The following is a 15682-nucleotide window of genomic DNA, read 5'->3' as shown; positions in this document are numbered from 1 at the left end:
GAATTCTATATATAAATAATCCCTCAGTAAAACTATTTTCCTACTTTTGAGGCATAGCCAATCAATACCAAAAATACCTACTATGGCAGAAGTAGATACAGTCAAGAACTATTGCATAACAGCAATATATGGCTTTCTTTGGGATATACAAGAATAATAAGTCAGTATTGGGGAGCCAATGGGGTAGGGATTATGGTAACGCTGAATCATACAGAATTAGAATCGGTTGTTCAGTTTCGCAGCTTGCAATCTACTTTGCGCGATCGCTGGAAAACTATTGAGCAATTTGATACTGGTGAAGCGGATATTATTGTCATTCCTTCCTTAAGTATTGACCAACGCGAAATTCAAAAAGTTGAAGGATTTGAACATTATGAAGAAAGATTACTTTTTGCTTTGATGCGTTTACGAAATCCCCGGACTAGATTGATTTATGTAACATCAATACCACTGCATCCCAGTATCATTGATTATTATCTACAACTACTGCCCGGTATCCCATTTTCTCATGCACGTAATCGCTTGCTACTACTTTCAACTTATGATTCTTCTCCTAAACCATTAAGTCAAAAAATTTTAGAACGTCCCCGCTTAATAGAAAGAATTCAACAAGCTTTAAGGTTAGAAAAATCTTTTATAGTTTGCTATAACTCAACAGATTTAGAAGCAGAATTATCGCTCAAATTAAATGTACCATTATATGCTGCTGCACCAGATTTGCAGATTTGGGGGACAAAAAGCGGTAGTCGGCAAATTTTTGCCGAAAGTGGTGTACCCCATCCTGATGGGAGTGAATTAGTTTGGCATAAAAAAGATTTAGCAGTAGCAGCTAGTGATTTATGGGAACGCCAACCGACATTACAACGGATGGTAGTGAAATTAAATGAAGGGATTTCGGGAGAAGGGAACGCATTATTAGATTTGCAACCAATTATGGATGTTGCACCAGGAAAAGCTTCTTCAGCAGAAAGGGTAGCAGCAATTAGCGATCGCTTTTCTTGTCTGCGATTTCAAGCCAAGCAAGAAAATTGGCAGAACTTTTCTACAAGAATTACCGAATTAGGTGCGATTGTGGAAGCATTTGTGGAAGGAGAAATCAAGCGATCGCCTAGTGTGCAAGGACGCATTACACCCACAGGTGAAGTAGAAATTCTTTCCACTCACGACCAAATTCTTGGCGGTCCAGACGGACAAATTTATTTAGGTTGTCAATTTCCGGCTGATGAACGCTATCGTTTGCAGTTACAGCAATTAGGTTTAAAAATCGGCAGAAAGTTGGCAGAAAAAGGAGCTTTAGAAAGATTTGGTGTAGATTTTATTACCGTTGACCAAGGTAATGGTAAATGGGACATTCAAGCAATTGAAATTAACCTCCGTAAAGGTGGTACAACCCATCCTTTCATGACCTTAAAATTATTAACCAACGGTCGTTATGAAATGTCTACCGGGTTGTTTTATAGTCAACAAGGTCGCCCTAAATATTACATTGCCACAGACAACTTACAAAAAGACCGCTATCGCGGATTGCTACCCAATGATTTAATGGATATCATTGCTCATCACAGATTACACTTCGATAGCTGCACGGAGACGGGTACAGTGTTTCATCTCATGGGTTGTCTTTCCCAGTTTGGTAAATTGGGATTAACTAGCATTGGTGATTCACCCCAACAAGCAGAAGATATCTATAACAAAGTTGTCAAAGTTCTGGATGATGAAACCCGCATCAATAGTAAAAATTTCTCCCTGTTCTCTGATTACACTTTCCCCAACACTTTGGATGGATATAGTTAATCCATAATTCATAACTGCGATGGGCTACCTTCCACGGTAGGTCATCGCACTCAACTTGTAGCTGGATTTTGTAACCACCCCGTCAAATCACTAACAGAAGAAAAATCTAACAACGCCTCAGCTAAAGCTTCTAACTGTTCTAGTGACAAAACATCAATCTGACGTTGTTGTTCACCAGGGATTACTCCTACTCGTCGGTTTAGCTGACGTAAAATGAGCGATCGCGCTTCTTCTTCTCGCCCTTCTTCTCGCCCTTCGCCACGTCCTTCTTGCTTCGCCTCTCTATAAACCCGTGTTTCTTCTAACTTTAGTCCTAACATTGCTTCAATCTCCTCTCGACTTAAGGTAGCAAACTTGTAGACCATAATAGTCGTCACTAAATCCATTATCGCTCGTGACGAAAGGCTGGCTACTTCCTGTTGCTGTGCTTGCTCTAACAAAAATTTTGCTGATTCCACGGCTTCTGTTTCTGGAATCGTTGTTAGCAACATCAAAGCCAATCCCAATGGTTGTTGTCGTAAATCACCCAATTCATCAAGATATACCCGCCGCACTTGACCACTTTCTAATAATGCTCGATGAATCGTTGATTTGGACGGTTCCAGGCTGCGGGACGCAAAAATGACTACTCCAAACCAATCATCGTAACGAATAGGGTGGCGATAGAGAAACAAAAATAATTCGCTAAAGAAGCGGTGATATAGGTCGTCATCTCTCTGAAACTGGACTTCAGCAAAGAATACCACCTTAGAGGCTGCATTGGCAGGGGGTAGAAACACGCCATCAATCCGAAATGCTGTTTCTTTGACCTCCACCGATTCAAACTGATATTCAGCAGCTTGTGGGGGTGGTTGGTCTACTAATTCAAACAGCAAACCAGGAAATTGCTTAAATAGTTTGTAAAAAATAGAGTCACGTCGCATAACCTTAATTGTATAAGCTTGAGGTACTAAATATTAGCGATCGCCGACGGCGGGGCGTAGCCCATCGCAACTCTCCACCTCTGCGATAAAATTCTCATGCACAACAGCGCAGTTAATTCTCATGCAAATCGACTGGAAACCTGGCAAAACCTACGAAGACATCACATATCACAAGTCCGATGGCATTGCGAAAATCACCATCAACCGTCCTCACAAACGCAATGCTTTTCGTCCCAAAACCGTTTTTGAACTGTATGAGGCCTTCTGTGATGCCCGTGAAGATACTACTATTGGCGTAGTTCTCTTTACTGGCTCTGGCCCTCATACCGATGGCAAATATGCGTTTTGCTCAGGGGGCGACCAAAGTGTGCGGGGACAAGCTGGTTATGTAGATGATGCAGGTATTCCCCGCTTAAATGTACTGGATTTACAACGCCTGATTCGTTCCATGCCAAAAGTAGTAATTGCCTTAGTAGCTGGATATGCGATCGGTGGTGGACACGTCCTACACCTAATTTGTGACCTGACGATCGCAGCTGATAATGCTATTTTTGGGCAGACTGGGCCGAAAGTTGGCAGCTTTGACGGTGGCTTCGGCGCTAGTTATCTCGCCCGGATTGTGGGACAGAAAAAAGCGCGAGAAATTTGGTTCCTCTGTCGTCAATATGATGCCCAACAAGCGTTAGAAATGGGCTTGGTAAATTGTGTTGTCCCGGTGGATGAACTAGAAGCAGAAGGAATTAAATGGGCTGGAGAAATTTTAGAAAAAAGTCCTATTGCTATTCGTTGTCTCAAATCAGCATTTAATGCTGATTGTGATGGACAAGCTGGTTTACAAGAACTAGCAGGTAATGCCACCTTACTCTATTACATGACAGAAGAAGGTGCTGAAGGTAAACAAGCCTTTTTGGAAAAACGTCCCCCAAATTTTCGAGACTTTCCTTGGCTACCTTGATTAGAGAGTGGGCAATTCAATTTTGGATTTTGGATGGGAATTTAATCCAAAATCCAAAATTCCTGGTTCCCAGGTATAAATGTTAAAAGGCAAATCTAAAATTCTACGCAGACTGCCAACTCAGTCAGGTAATATATGAATGGTTAAATAAGTACTGTCTCAGCTTTTGCTTGTTCAGAAGTAGAGGCAGTTTTCTCCTGAATTACGGCAAAAACAGCATTTTCTACATCAGACACCAGAGGTTCAGATTCTACTAAAACTGGTGTAGCATCAGGTAAACTCCACGCATCTTCCAACGTTTCCCAAGAAGGCGCAAAAGGTGGTAACGCTAAAGAGCAAGCTTTCCAACAGGCTTGCACAGGCGCTCCCAGCTGTTGGCACATCCCGCCTCGGCGACCCTCTGGCTTGTAATGGCGACAATATCGACAGGCAGATGTCAAAGAATTAATGGGTTTCATTTGGGTTCATCTTTAATGCCGTTTATGGCTGATTTCGTCTCTATATTTTCCTTCTAGATAGAAATACGTATTAAACCCATAACCCGTGATTATATCTAGGTTATACCCCTTTTAAGGGGAAAATAAACTTTATTATGTTTTTAGATTTATGTTATATTTTTCAATGTTATTTATAGTGGTTACATATAAATTATTGCCTATAACTTATTGGGGATCAACGGTAAATATCAAAGTTTAAATGTATGGGAACTTTTAAATTAAGCTGCAATACCTTGTGTGAAACGGAGACTAGTAAGGATTTTATAGTAAAAAAATCAACTTTAATAATTAAATGAAATTAGAGTAAAAAAGTGTATTTATAAAAAAAGCAGCTAAATATTTTTGGGCAACAGCTTAACACTACAGAACCCACAAACCCCCCAACGCTGGAGTTCACCGGGTGGTGTGGGACATTGGCACTGAGGACAAAGGGGTAAAGGTTGCGATCGCCTCTGTCTTGTCTTTGCCCAATTAGCAAATACCTGATTCACGTCTTGATTAACGGCTGTCACTTGAAGCTGGCGTTCATTTACATCACCCAAGTAACTGGGATGCTCGCTAGATAACACCGTGGGTTGTGGTTTTTCCTTTTGTGGATGACGTTGCCAACCAGCAGTGGAAAAACGCAGATCCACCAAAGGGGTAGATATTTTTTGATTTAACTTTAACAATAGCGTCTGACGGCTAAAGGTCAAATTTTGCGCCCAAGCAGCACTAGAAGTTGCCACTCGTAAAATATCACGCTGTACGGATAAAGGCTGAGTTTGGGCAGCAATGACGCTACCGACAACTTCCACCCAAAACTGGCATACTTGCTGAAATGGTTGTTGTTGCCATTTCGCTTGCTTTTCCAGAACACCTAAAATATCATTAACCGATTTCAAAGACATCTTGCCAAATCACAGCCAAAATTGAGCTTGGTTCTCGGATCTATACTTATAGACAATTTTCCATAGGATTGGTACACAACTGTTTTGAATTGTTAATTCCCTAATTACAAGAGAGATATGCCAATGACTCAAAAACCCTTGATAAATTCTGATACTGGGTTGAATCCCGCATTAGCGGCTGCATTAGCCAGTTTAGAAGTGCAGTTAGAACAAGAGTTAACCCGTTACCGACGCACGCGCATAGGAATGAGGGCAAACAGTCAATCTCGTGTGAATAGTTACTCTAATAATTATCCTCAAGAGTTGGCAGATCAAAATGCCACAATGGCAAATACTCAGCTATCGACAGTAGAAATTAAACCCCAGACAAAATCTTTACCTCTACCCGCGACTTCGCAGGAGAAATCAGCCCCAGTAATTATCAAGTCATCTACTAACAACAAAAGTTTACAACCAGGAAGCGAAAATCTCTCTTATACCCCTACACCTGTTGTCAAGACAGAGATACAAGATAAATCTCAACCACAGACTACACCTGAAAGCAATACACAAATCCCTTTACCTCCAGCCAACTCCACCGACAGCAGCAGTATCATCCCGGCGATCGCTCAAGGTAATCAAAGTGAAAAACTCTTAGCTGATGATACTCCCGCCCAGCCAGATGATTATTTAGAATCTAGTGAAGCACTGCTGCGGAGTTTAACGGATGAACAGCCAGAAAGTAGCCAAACAAACAATTCTAGTGATAGTCTCCTATCGCCTTTGGGCATAGGTTCCATGCTGCTTTTATTAGTAGCAAGTCTGACTTTAGGATACGTGGTTTTTAACCCTAAAAGCTTACCTCAGTTGAATTTAAGTAGATTGTTCAACGGTAATTCATCTTCCAGTGCCGAAAATCCCCAGGAAGTTGGCGATAATTCCCAAACCCAATTACAACCAGAACTCACTCCCATACCCAAATATCCCAATTTAGCGGCTAAAGAGTTTCCAGAGGTGAGAAGTCCGATTGATGTAGTGGGTTTACAACCTAAAGTGCAACCAACCCCCATAGCACCAGCCAATCCTATTGCTATCCCAGCACCAGTTATTCCTCCAGCTATCAACCCCTTACCAGAGGCGCAACCTTTACCAACCTTAGATGCGTCCATAGCTCCCAGCTTACAACCCTTACCCCAAGTAACTGCAACTCCACCTCTGGCGATGAGCGATGCTCCACCTCCGGTGATCGCCGAAATCAAACCGTCAGCAGATGGACGGTATCATATAGTGATAGATAATCAAAATTCTAATGCTTTGACTGCGGCACGCAAAGTAGTTCCAGATGCCTACCTATCACCTAACAGCACATTAATTTATCTGGCTACAGTCAAGACAAAAGAAGAAGCTCAACAAAAGTTAAAACAGCTACAAGCTAAAGGCGTTAAAGCACGGTTACAGCAGCCATAAGCTATAAAAATGTACGATAGGATGAGGGAACTGGAGTTTTGAATTTTGTAGCTTGCTTTGCTACGCAGGCGTAAGCCTACCCATCGGGTATTTTGAATTTTGAATTCCCCCAAGGGGGTGAATGGAGAGCCGAAATGGAATTGATTAAGCGTATCCAAAGGGTAATTAGCGCTAACTTCAATAGTGTGGTAGCCAGTCAAGAAGATCCAGAAAAAATTCTGGAGCAAGCTGTGATGGAAATGCAGGAAAATTTACTGCGACTGCGACAAGGGGTAGCACAAGCGATCGCCACCCAAAAACGTACTGAACGCCAAGCTGCATCCGCCCAGTCAACCGCAGAAGAATGGTATCGCCGCGCTCAATTGGCACTCCAACAAGGTAATGAATCTCTTGCCAGAGAAGCATTGATAAAACGCCAATCTTATGTTGATGTTGCCAAAACCCTCACCAACCAAATAGGAGAGCAAATTGAGATAGTAGATAGACTAAAAAAGGATATGCGATCGCTAGAGTTAAAAATTGCCGAAGCGAAGACTAAAAAAGATATGTACATTGCTCGCGCTCGTTCAGCAGAAGCATCGTACAAACTTCAAGAAATGTTAAGTGGAGGTTCAGCTACTAGTAGCTTGAATGCTTTTGAGCGCATGGAAGAAAAAGTCATACAAGCAGAAGCCAAATCAGAAGTCATTGCTCAACTCGGTAGCGACGACTTACAAAAACAATTTGACTCTCTAGAAGCTGCTAACAATGTTGATAACCAACTAACAGCGATGAAAACGCCAGCTTTGAATGATGGCGGAAATATCCCGCAGCAACTACCTAAAGGTGAAAACTATTAAAATTTAGTCAACTACCAACTATTAGGATATATCTTAACAATTAGTGGGTATGGGGACGTACTGAACCCAACCGGAAAGATTACATTGAAAGTGGAAGCTATTAAATAGTAAAAAAGCAAACTGTCCAAGCAAGCGCGTAAACTCCAAGAGGAAAAACAAAGTTATGGGATTATTTGATCGTATTAAGCGAGTAGTCAGTGCTAACCTGAACGATCTGGTGAATAAAGCCGAAGATCCTGAAAAAATGCTAGAGCAAGCCATCCTGGAAATGCAGGAGGACTTGGTGCAGTTACGTCAAGGTGTAGCCCAAGCCATTGCCGCCCAAAAACGTACAGAGAAACAATATACTGATGCCCAAAATGAAATTAATAAGTGGCAACGCAATGCCCAATTAGCATTGCAGAAAGGTGATGAGAACCTAGCCAGACAAGCCTTAGAGAGGAAAAAGACTTATAACGAAACTAGCACAGCCCTAAAAGCCAGCCTAGACCAGCAAAGCACTCAAGTTGAAACCCTCAAGCGTAACCTAATCCAGCTAGAAAGCAAGCTTTCTGAAGCCAAAACCAAGAAAGAAATGCTCAAAGCACGGATTACCACTGCCAAAGCCCAAGAGCAACTCGAAGGTATGGTACGGGGTATGAATACCAGCAGTGCAATGGCTGCTTTTGAGCGCATGGAAGAAAAAGTCTTGATGCAGGAAGCCCGCGCCCAATCGGCAGCAGAGTTAGCAGGAGCAGATTTAGAAACCCAATTTGCCCGCTTAGAATCTAGCAGCGATGTGGATGATGAATTGGCAGCCTTGAAAGCGTCTTTGGCTCCCGCACCCGAACAAAACTTGCTACCCCCGCAACAACAACCACAAGAACAGGAATCTACTGCTCCCAAATCTAAGGAAGTTGTTGATTCTGAATTGGATGCCCTACGCAAGCAATTAGATCAGTTGTAAGATTTGCAGCATAAAGATTCTAGCCAGTCCCACGCCTCTTGGTTGTGGGATTTTGTTATGTTAGTCAATAGTCAACAGTTATTATCCTCTTTTCCCTATTCCTCATTTCCTCTTAAATATATGGACTATTGACTATGGACTGTTGACTACTTTGAGATACAGTAATTTGTGTGCCAACTTTGTATCGATGCCAACTAATGGAGACTGCAATGAGTAAGGGTGTAATCACCATCACTGATGCTGAGTTTGAAACCGAAGTGTTGAAAGCCGAGCAGCCTGTATTAGTTTATTTCTGGGCTTCTTGGTGTGGGCCATGCCAGTTGATGTCGCCACTGATTAATTTAGCTGCTAGTAAATATAGCGATCGCCTGAAAGTCGTCAAACTAGAAGTTGATCCTAACCCCGTAACGGTCAAACAATACAAGGTAGAAGGCGTACCAGCCCTCAGACTAGTAAAAGGAGAGCAACTATTAGACTCTACCGAAGGAGTGATTAGCAAAGATAAGTTACTCAGTTTCCTAGATACGCATTTAAATAATAATTAGTCCATAGTCCATAGTCCATAGTCCATAGTAAAGACTATTGACTAATGACTATTGACTATTTGACTAATGACCATTGATTAATATGCAATTTTCAGCGCGTTTACAACCCCTGCAATCTAATGTATTTGCTGACATGGACAAGGCTAAAGCTGTGGCTTTAGCCGCAGGGAAAGAGTTAATTGATTTGTCCCTGGGGTCTTCTGATTTGCCAGCAGAGGCTCATGTGATTGAAGCGATCGCCAAATCTTTATACGATCCCAGTACTCACGGCTACTTACTATTTAACGGTACGCGGGGTTTTCGTCAAGCGGCTGCTAACTGGTACGAACAAAAATTTGGGATCAAAGTAGATCCTGAGACGGAAGTCCTACCTTTAATTGGTTCCCAGGAAGGTACGGCTCATTTACCTTTGGCATTGCTCAATCCTGGGGATTTTGCTTTACTACTCGATCCTGGCTACCCTTCCCATGCTGGGGGAGTCTACTTAGCTAGTGGGCAAATCTACCCAATGCCATTGAAGGCAGAAAACGATTTTTTACCAGTGTTTGCTGATATCCCGACTGATGTTTTGGCTCAGTCAAGGATGATGGTGTTAAGCTATCCTCACAATCCCACGGCAGCGATCGCACCTTTATCTTTCTTCAAGGAAGCTGTGGCTTTTTGTCAAGAACATAATATTGTTCTGGTACATGATTTCCCCTATGTAGATATGGTGTTTGCAGAAGATGGAGAGTGGGGTAAGAATTTTCCTCATACCCAATCCCTAGTGCCTTCCATTCTCCAAGCTGACCCAGATAAGAGTGTTGCCATTGAATTTTTCACTCTCTCGAAGTCTTATAATATGGGCGGTTTCCGTATCGGCTATGCCATCGGTAATGCCCAGTTGATTCAAGCTTTACGCCAAATTAAAGCAGCAGTGGATTTTAATCAGTATCGCGGAATTTTAAATGGAGCGATCGCAGCTCTCACCGGCCCACAAGCAGGGGTACAGGCTGCTGTCACCACCTTTCGCCAACGTCGTGATGCTTTTATTGATGCTCTACACCGTATCGGTTGGTATGTTCCCACTCCCAAAGCCACAATGTATATCTGGGCAAAATTACCATCGCCGTGGAGTAAAAATTCCATAGAATTTTGTACACAGCTCGTCAAACAAACAGGTGTAGCCGCTTCTCCTGGTGCTGGCTTTGGCAAATCTGGTGAAGGATACGTCCGTTTTGCTCTAGTACATGAGCCATCCATACTAGAAACTGCTGTTGAACGAATTAGCAATTTTCTATAGTTGATATGAATAGTGTGGTTGGTAATGGGTAATTGTGTTTTACCGATTACTAAACCCCACAAATATCATAAGTTTTTAAACGCTCAGATTGCGTAGCAACTTTACACCAATTTGAAAAAGGAATGCGACAGATACATACGGACAGACCCTTATTCTGTTTGGCTTTCCTAATTTTGAATTTTGAATTGGTATTACGAGGGAACAAATAATAAATGAAAAGAGACTCTTGAAACTAGAGATAGCTAGTAAGAGACTTCTGAGTAAAAATTTTTACACAAATATTCTGACAGAGAAGACATTTGCACGCGATAGGCTGCTTTTAACTTCCCCGAAACTACGCCTGTAGCGTTGGCTTAATTCTGACGACATCAGGTTTTGAACCCTCAATGTACGCAGTAAAAACTGCCCATCGCTGCTGTGTCAACGGTCATCTCAATATTTGCTTTTCATTAGCCGAGTAGTTTGTCATCCCTAGTGCAGTTTTCTTGACGAAAAACACTAGTAATTTTCTTTAGCCTGGCTGATTAGTCTTCTTTTCTACCAAACACCATTTGTAAAATCATGGGGATACCGCCTACTTGGTGATATTTATCAGCCCAAGTACGGATGATTTCATCCAGTTCTTGCATAGCTTCATCCCAACGTTCTGGAGGTACATCTAATTCTTCTAAGGCTCGCATGGCGTTTGGTCGCTTTTCTGCCCAATCTTTCATCATGCGGAAATACCGAGCGGTATCTTCCACCATGATATATGTACGCTCTTGGTCGTCTGCTGGGGCATAGAAGGGACGCGTCAGGGCATAGAAAGGCATTCCCCAAGGAGAATCTATTCGTGTCACCGTGCCAGAGTAAAGCAGACGACGCTTGATATGCTCTGCTAGGGCTTCGCTTAACTCCATGCGGTGTTCTGGTGGCAAATCCTCTTGCGATCGCTTATGGAGAAATTCGATCAACTCCAAAAACTCAAAGGAAGTAACTAACTGAGCATCGGGAAGATTAGTAGGTAGCTTATGCTCAATTTGTCTTTTTTCTTCGCTCGTTAGACTTGTACCAGGAATGCGCGATCGCCCCGGTATCCAAGGATATTGTTCCATCCAGACATAGGGGAACTGAATTAGATACCGTGGTTCTTGAGAACCCAGTGTCTTTAACAGTTTGCCCTCCATCAGGGCTTGTCTGACTTCTTCGACGATGATTTTGACCCGCTTCGGCTCTAGGTGGTGCAAATGCCCCGTCATGCGGAGGTTTTGTCCCTGTTCTAGATAGGTCATGTAAATTGCACACTTAGCCGCCGTTGCTGCTGCATCTAAGAATGCTCCATGCCTATGCCCACTTGTCCTCATGGCACTAAAAGCCAGATATAGCATGATCTGATCCATTGCACTGGGGCCAAGACGCTTGATCAGATCGATGTCGTTACTCATATTACAAATAGTTGAATAGCACGCTTATTAGTCTAAAAAAGTAGTTGGTATACACCCAAAGGGGGGTGATATTGTCACTCTAGAATGTCTATGATGTTTTAATTAAGAGTCGATTATTGGTCAAGATGCTCATTCCTCCGTAATTTATGGCATATTACTAGCAACAGTGTTGTTACTAGACGTGCTTGTATCTTACCGAAAAATCACAAAATAACTGCCAGAATTTCCTTATTTATAGTTTTGTAAATTACTGGCAAAATTTATGGTTCTAATAAGTAACCTACAAGGACTTTCTCCATTATCCGGATCTTCATCCGTTCTTTAATAGCACCAGTAGCAAAGCTACTTTCAGCGTTTTGTGGCTGCTGACCAGATTTGGGAGATAGCAACGCAACAATTGGTTATAGGAAACTATGATCGGAAAATCTCCCCTTGAGGTGACTATTCTATTTCTGGATAATTTCACCCAGATGCTGATAACTATTTCCAGAAATAGCAGGGAGTGATTTTTCAAAAAAGCCACCTGTCAACTACGCCAACCTGATTAACGCTCATCGAATAAATAGAGCGTTTTTAACTACCAAGCAACTTACAACTCCCTTTGCTCTTATGGCAGTGTAGGCAGTTAGTTGGAGGGAAAATCATAGACGCTCAATAAGGCAGATACTTCTAAATTTGCAATAATTTTTATTCGCTCACAACATAATATTCCATATTTATCCGTCATATTATTAAAATTGCATGAATTAATCTCTTCTTAACTTTTGTTTTGTTAAACATTTAAAGGCTTTATGAAAAGCCAATGGTTTTTCAATGCCAAAAATCAAGAATTCCTGACATTAGGCAATAAAAGAGATGGAAATTTTACTCATAGTCCGTCAGAATAAGCCATTTTGTTAGTACTAGCGCTTGAGTTTTGTGGGGGTTTAATTCTCTGCTTTGGCAGGTTTGTTAGGATTTTGTATTTTGCCAACGCTGAAAGCAGCCGCGCCAAAAGTTACGAATAAAACTCCAAATACTTGGACAATATTTAAAGTTTCCTGAAGCACTAAACCAGCAAAAATTACCGTCAAAATAGGTACACTTGCACCGATAATCGCTGATCGCATAGCACCTAGTTTACCGATCCCAATGTGGCTGAATACATAACTCAACAGAGTTAAAACACCCAGAATAAAAGCACTTAAAACAATTTCTAGTAACTTAGAAGGATCAACAACTAGACTCCAGTTTTCCGGTAAAGGTAACATCAAGAAGATAAAGCTTAAGCCCAACATGGTGACGAAGTTAATCAAAGACAAAGATACTGGATGCACTTTAGCAGCACATACTCGTGTCAGTATGAGGTAGCAAGCAAAAGCTGCACCAGCCAGAATCGCCGTAATAGTACCAAAGAGACTATTGCCAATATCAGTACTTGTTGCCCCAGTAAAAACTAGCAGCTCACCACAAAAAATAGAGCCGATGGCAATACCACGGAATACACTGGGGCGATCGCGGAACAGCAACCAAGACAATAGTCCGGTAATCAGTGGGTAGACAAAGAAAAGGGCGATCGCCACTCCTGTAGCGACTTGACCAAGGGACAGATAAATCAGAACCTGGGATAAAAACAAAAAGCAGCCACTCGCAAACATTAACTGGACAACTCTCTGTGGCTTAGGATGAGTTGCAGACTGATGATTACCTAATGATTGCTTGAGGTTTTGCAAATCCTCCCACACTTGCGGATACATCATGGGAGCCAAAAGTACCATCAGTGGTACGACTACCATCAACCGCAAAGTGAGGATTAACATAATATTTCCCAAGGTCGGCGAAATTAAACCCGCCACTTCTAGCACTGCGGAGATTTGAGAAGTTTTATAGAACATCCCTTTAATGGCTACGTTGTATAACGATGACATCACCGTAGACAACACAACCAACAAAAAACCTACCTGGATTGGGGATAAATTTGATGATCTACTTGATCTTGATGAGGAAGTTGTTGATCCCCGTTTAACTACTGATGCAGGTGGAGGAGATGGAGTTTTACTTTCAGATACATCTCGACTGATTACAGAGACTGGCTCAGGAGCTTTTTCTGGGGAGGAGGAAGATTTAGTTTTATTTGTAGAAACTGACTCAGGAGCTTTTTTTAGGGAAAAAGAAGATTTAGTTTTATTTGTAGAAACTGGCTCAGGAGCTTTTTCTGTAGTTGGTGGAATTTGAGTCTTACTTGTAGAACCTGATTCAGGAGCTTTTTCTATAGTTGGTGGAGTTTGAGCCTTACTTGTAGAACCTGACTCAGGAGCTTTTTCTGTAGTTAGTGAAGTTTGAGTCGCACCAGCAGATAGCTCTTTGTTAATTACAGAAATTGGTTCAGTAGCCTTTTCCTGGGCTGATTGTAATTTCGTCTCACTGTCTGGGAAGACTTTGGGGATCACGGACTTTGGCTCTGGGGTAGTTTCCTGGGGTGGTGAAACTAATGGTGCCGGTGTAGATTTTTCAGGAGTAATACTAATCGATTGCTTAATAGTGCTAGTCTCCTCCACAGGCGTAGAGGTTTGTAAAGGAGTTGGCAATTTTTCAGGTACTTGCAGAACCGTAGGTGGTGATAAATTAACCACCCCCGCAGAACTTGGGGGTTGTAGTTCTGGAGGCTGCAATATTGTGGGTGGAGATAATTTGACTGCTGATTGTGATGTTTCTTGAATAGCTTTTGTCAGTTCCCCACGCAGACGATCAATTAACTCTTCTACAATCGTCTCTCCTTGCTGCTGTTGACTATACATCCGAGACAACTGTTGAGAGAGATTACCTTGGTAGTTTTTGAGTTCTTGTTGGAGGGAATTAAAGGCGATCGTCAGGTTATCATCTAGACTGCCAAGCATTTTTTCGACCTGCTCAGTGTTCTCAGTTGCAGGTGTGATGCTTTGGGCTGACTTGAGAGCAGCTATTTGACTCTCTGTTTGGTTAGCTATTTTTGCTAGTGATGATTGCAGTTGGGAACAGATGTGTTTGGCTAAAGCTTCTGATAATTGACGGATTAATACTTGCTGTTCAGTAATCCGTCTTACCTCTTGTAAATGTTCTTTTTCTTCAATTAGCTGTTGAACTTCATCTGTTAAACGGTCTTTTTCTGTCTGTAATTTTTTGATTTCTTCTTGAAATGATCTGAGGACATTCTGCTGTAGACTTTCTAAATCTTCCACAACAGCCCATAGAGCTGTTTCTGCTGCCCTGGATAACTCACCTCGGACTCGCGGGTCGTTGTCTGGTCGCTTCTCAAATCGCCCCATTAGCTTCTAACCTCTATACACCTTGACGATACAGCTACTGCCTGTAAATTTGCGTGGCGCTCATTCTAATTTCCTGTATTTTGTCAGATAAACTAAAAAATCTTCACAGGACTTACGGATATCAACGTCATTTTGTCACGACCAACCCAAGGTTGGCAAAGCATACAATTTGACCCACAACTTAGTAAAATGCGTTTCCTTCAATCTCATAAGCTGCATTCCATCAGCCTGATTTCAGTCTTTGATACCCAAGTGAGATTGTTTCCTAAACAAACAACTCACTAAATATAAATACTTGTTATTTTTGTGGCAACAGTAATTAATAAAGTTCTGCAATTGGATACTAGGCAACAAAAAAGTGGCTGGAGGTATAATATTTATCTATGAATTTATGCAGAATGTAGCTTTAATAACAGTTTAAATCTTTGATATGGGGGTTATGGTGAGCGCTTCGCTGAAATTAAAGTTACCCCTGCAAAACATTTTAATGAATTAACTGCCATTTTGCCAAAATCCTTCCAGTAGATATCAGCGACTAGAGGCTAGGAGTCAAGTTGGATAAAAATTCTAGTTCAAAAATTCCTCTTTAACCTCTTAAACTATGTGTTCTGTGTCTGTGGGAAAAAATCATTTATCTAACCACAGAGCCACAGAGAGAAAAGTAACAATTTTGTGCTGTACACACTAAAATCTAAAATGGTATTACCTTGACAGAGTGAGTCTCTAGTCCCAGTTCTTAGTTCCCAATTCACGCCTAATGTGAATTAAGAAAAAAGGCGGGAGAAGTAAGAAGATGAAAGTTACCAGCTTCTCAAATCAAACTTCCCCCATGACTAGCATAAACTTTGGAACGCTAT

At 41.7% G+C, this 15682-nt stretch carries 12 protein-coding genes; 7 read left to right on the top strand and 5 right to left on the bottom strand.

What is annotated here, in order from left to right; all coding sequences use genetic code 11:
• The first annotated feature begins 192 nt into the window (after positions 1-192).
• Positions 193-1794, top strand: a complete 1602-nt coding sequence (locus H6G18_RS16095) for a peptide ligase PGM1-related protein (RefSeq protein WP_190408109.1) — start codon at positions 193-195, stop codon at positions 1792-1794.
• Between the two features lie 50 nt (positions 1795-1844).
• On the opposite strand, the gene H6G18_RS16090 is transcribed toward H6G18_RS16095, so the two are convergent.
• On the bottom strand, positions 1845-2717 hold the full coding sequence (locus H6G18_RS16090) for an Rpn family recombination-promoting nuclease/putative transposase (protein WP_190408108.1): 873 nt from the start codon (positions 2715-2717) through the stop codon (positions 1845-1847).
• A gap of 121 nt (positions 2718-2838) precedes the next feature.
• On the opposite strand from H6G18_RS16090, the gene menB reads away from it, so the two are divergent.
• Positions 2839-3672, top strand: coding sequence for a 1,4-dihydroxy-2-naphthoyl-CoA synthase (gene menB, locus H6G18_RS16085; protein WP_190408107.1), 834 nt, complete (start codon positions 2839-2841; stop codon positions 3670-3672).
• Between the two features lie 143 nt (positions 3673-3815).
• Here the strand turns inward: menB and H6G18_RS16080 are convergent, their stop codons facing one another.
• Positions 3816-4130 carry a hypothetical protein gene (locus H6G18_RS16080; RefSeq protein WP_190408106.1) on the bottom strand — a complete coding sequence of 105 codons (315 nt, stop codon included), beginning with the start codon at positions 4128-4130 and terminating at the stop codon, positions 3816-3818.
• A 371-nt stretch (positions 4131-4501) separates the two neighbouring features.
• Entirely contained in the window at positions 4502-5059 is a 558-nt protein-coding gene (locus H6G18_RS16075) for a DUF721 domain-containing protein (protein WP_190408105.1), read from the bottom strand.
• A gap of 123 nt (positions 5060-5182) precedes the next feature.
• Here H6G18_RS16075 and H6G18_RS16070 point away from each other — a divergent pair, with 123 nt between their 5' ends.
• The 5 genes from H6G18_RS16070 (at position 5183) to H6G18_RS16050 (ending at position 10117) form a co-directional block, all read left to right on the top strand.
• Positions 5183-6505 carry a hypothetical protein gene (locus H6G18_RS16070; RefSeq protein WP_190408104.1) on the top strand — a complete coding sequence of 441 codons (1323 nt, stop codon included), beginning with the start codon at positions 5183-5185 and terminating at the stop codon, positions 6503-6505.
• A gap of 134 nt (positions 6506-6639) precedes the next feature.
• Complete coding sequence (locus tag H6G18_RS16065; RefSeq protein WP_190408103.1) at positions 6640-7344, top strand: PspA/IM30 family protein; 705 nt, start codon at positions 6640-6642, stop codon at positions 7342-7344.
• A gap of 163 nt (positions 7345-7507) precedes the next feature.
• Positions 7508-8290 carry a PspA/IM30 family protein gene (locus tag H6G18_RS16060; protein WP_190408102.1) on the top strand — a complete coding sequence of 261 codons (783 nt, stop codon included), beginning with the start codon at positions 7508-7510 and terminating at the stop codon, positions 8288-8290.
• Positions 8291-8499: 209 nt separating this feature from the next.
• On the top strand, positions 8500-8835 hold the full coding sequence (locus H6G18_RS16055) for a thioredoxin family protein (RefSeq protein ID WP_190408101.1): 336 nt from the start codon (positions 8500-8502) through the stop codon (positions 8833-8835).
• 82 nt (positions 8836-8917) lie between these two features.
• The gene (locus tag H6G18_RS16050) at positions 8918-10117 is read left to right on the top strand and encodes an LL-diaminopimelate aminotransferase (RefSeq protein WP_190408100.1); all 1200 of its coding nucleotides are present in this window, start codon (positions 8918-8920) and stop codon (positions 10115-10117) included.
• A 524-nt stretch (positions 10118-10641) separates the two neighbouring features.
• On the opposite strand, the gene hetR is transcribed toward H6G18_RS16050, so the two are convergent.
• On the bottom strand, positions 10642-11541 hold the full coding sequence (gene hetR / locus H6G18_RS16045) for a heterocyst differentiation master regulator HetR (protein WP_190408099.1): 900 nt from the start codon (positions 11539-11541) through the stop codon (positions 10642-10644).
• A 926-nt stretch (positions 11542-12467) separates the two neighbouring features.
• The gene (locus tag H6G18_RS16040) at positions 12468-14825 is read right to left on the bottom strand and encodes an EamA family transporter (protein WP_190408098.1); all 2358 of its coding nucleotides are present in this window, start codon (positions 14823-14825) and stop codon (positions 12468-12470) included.
• Between the last annotated feature and the right edge of the window lie 857 nt (positions 14826-15682).

The sequence above is a fragment of the Anabaena subtropica FACHB-260 genome (genome assembly GCF_014697105.1).
In the GTDB taxonomy this organism is placed as follows: Bacteria; Cyanobacteriota; Cyanobacteriia; order Cyanobacteriales; family Nostocaceae; genus Trichormus; species Trichormus subtropicus.
The sequence above is the reverse complement of the archived record's forward strand: the minus strand, read 5'-3'. Positions and strand labels throughout refer to the sequence as shown.

Bases quoted from the DNA above. Each gene is read 5' to 3' on its own strand.
- H6G18_RS16055 (WP_190408101.1), top strand. From the start codon at position 8,500: ATGAGTAAGGGTGTAATCACCATCACTGATGCTGAGTTTGAAACCGAA.
- H6G18_RS16060 (WP_190408102.1), top strand. From the start codon at position 7,508: ATGGGATTATTTGATCGTATTAAGCGAGTAGTCAGTGCTAACCTGAAC.
- H6G18_RS16040 (WP_190408098.1), bottom strand. From the start codon at position 14,825: ATGGGGCGATTTGAGAAGCGACCAGACAACGACCCGCGAGTCCGAGGT.
- H6G18_RS16070 (WP_190408104.1), top strand. From the start codon at position 5,183: ATGACTCAAAAACCCTTGATAAATTCTGATACTGGGTTGAATCCCGCA.
- H6G18_RS16065 (WP_190408103.1), top strand. From the start codon at position 6,640: ATGGAATTGATTAAGCGTATCCAAAGGGTAATTAGCGCTAACTTCAAT.
- H6G18_RS16095 (WP_190408109.1), top strand. From the start codon at position 193: ATGGTAACGCTGAATCATACAGAATTAGAATCGGTTGTTCAGTTTCGC.
- H6G18_RS16080 (WP_190408106.1), bottom strand. From the start codon at position 4,130: ATGAAACCCATTAATTCTTTGACATCTGCCTGTCGATATTGTCGCCAT.
- hetR (WP_190408099.1), bottom strand. From the start codon at position 11,541: ATGAGTAACGACATCGATCTGATCAAGCGTCTTGGCCCCAGTGCAATG.
- menB (WP_190408107.1), top strand. From the start codon at position 2,839: ATGCAAATCGACTGGAAACCTGGCAAAACCTACGAAGACATCACATAT.
- H6G18_RS16075 (WP_190408105.1), bottom strand. From the start codon at position 5,059: ATGTCTTTGAAATCGGTTAATGATATTTTAGGTGTTCTGGAAAAGCAA.
- H6G18_RS16050 (WP_190408100.1), top strand. From the start codon at position 8,918: ATGCAATTTTCAGCGCGTTTACAACCCCTGCAATCTAATGTATTTGCT.
- H6G18_RS16090 (WP_190408108.1), bottom strand. From the start codon at position 2,717: ATGCGACGTGACTCTATTTTTTACAAACTATTTAAGCAATTTCCTGGT.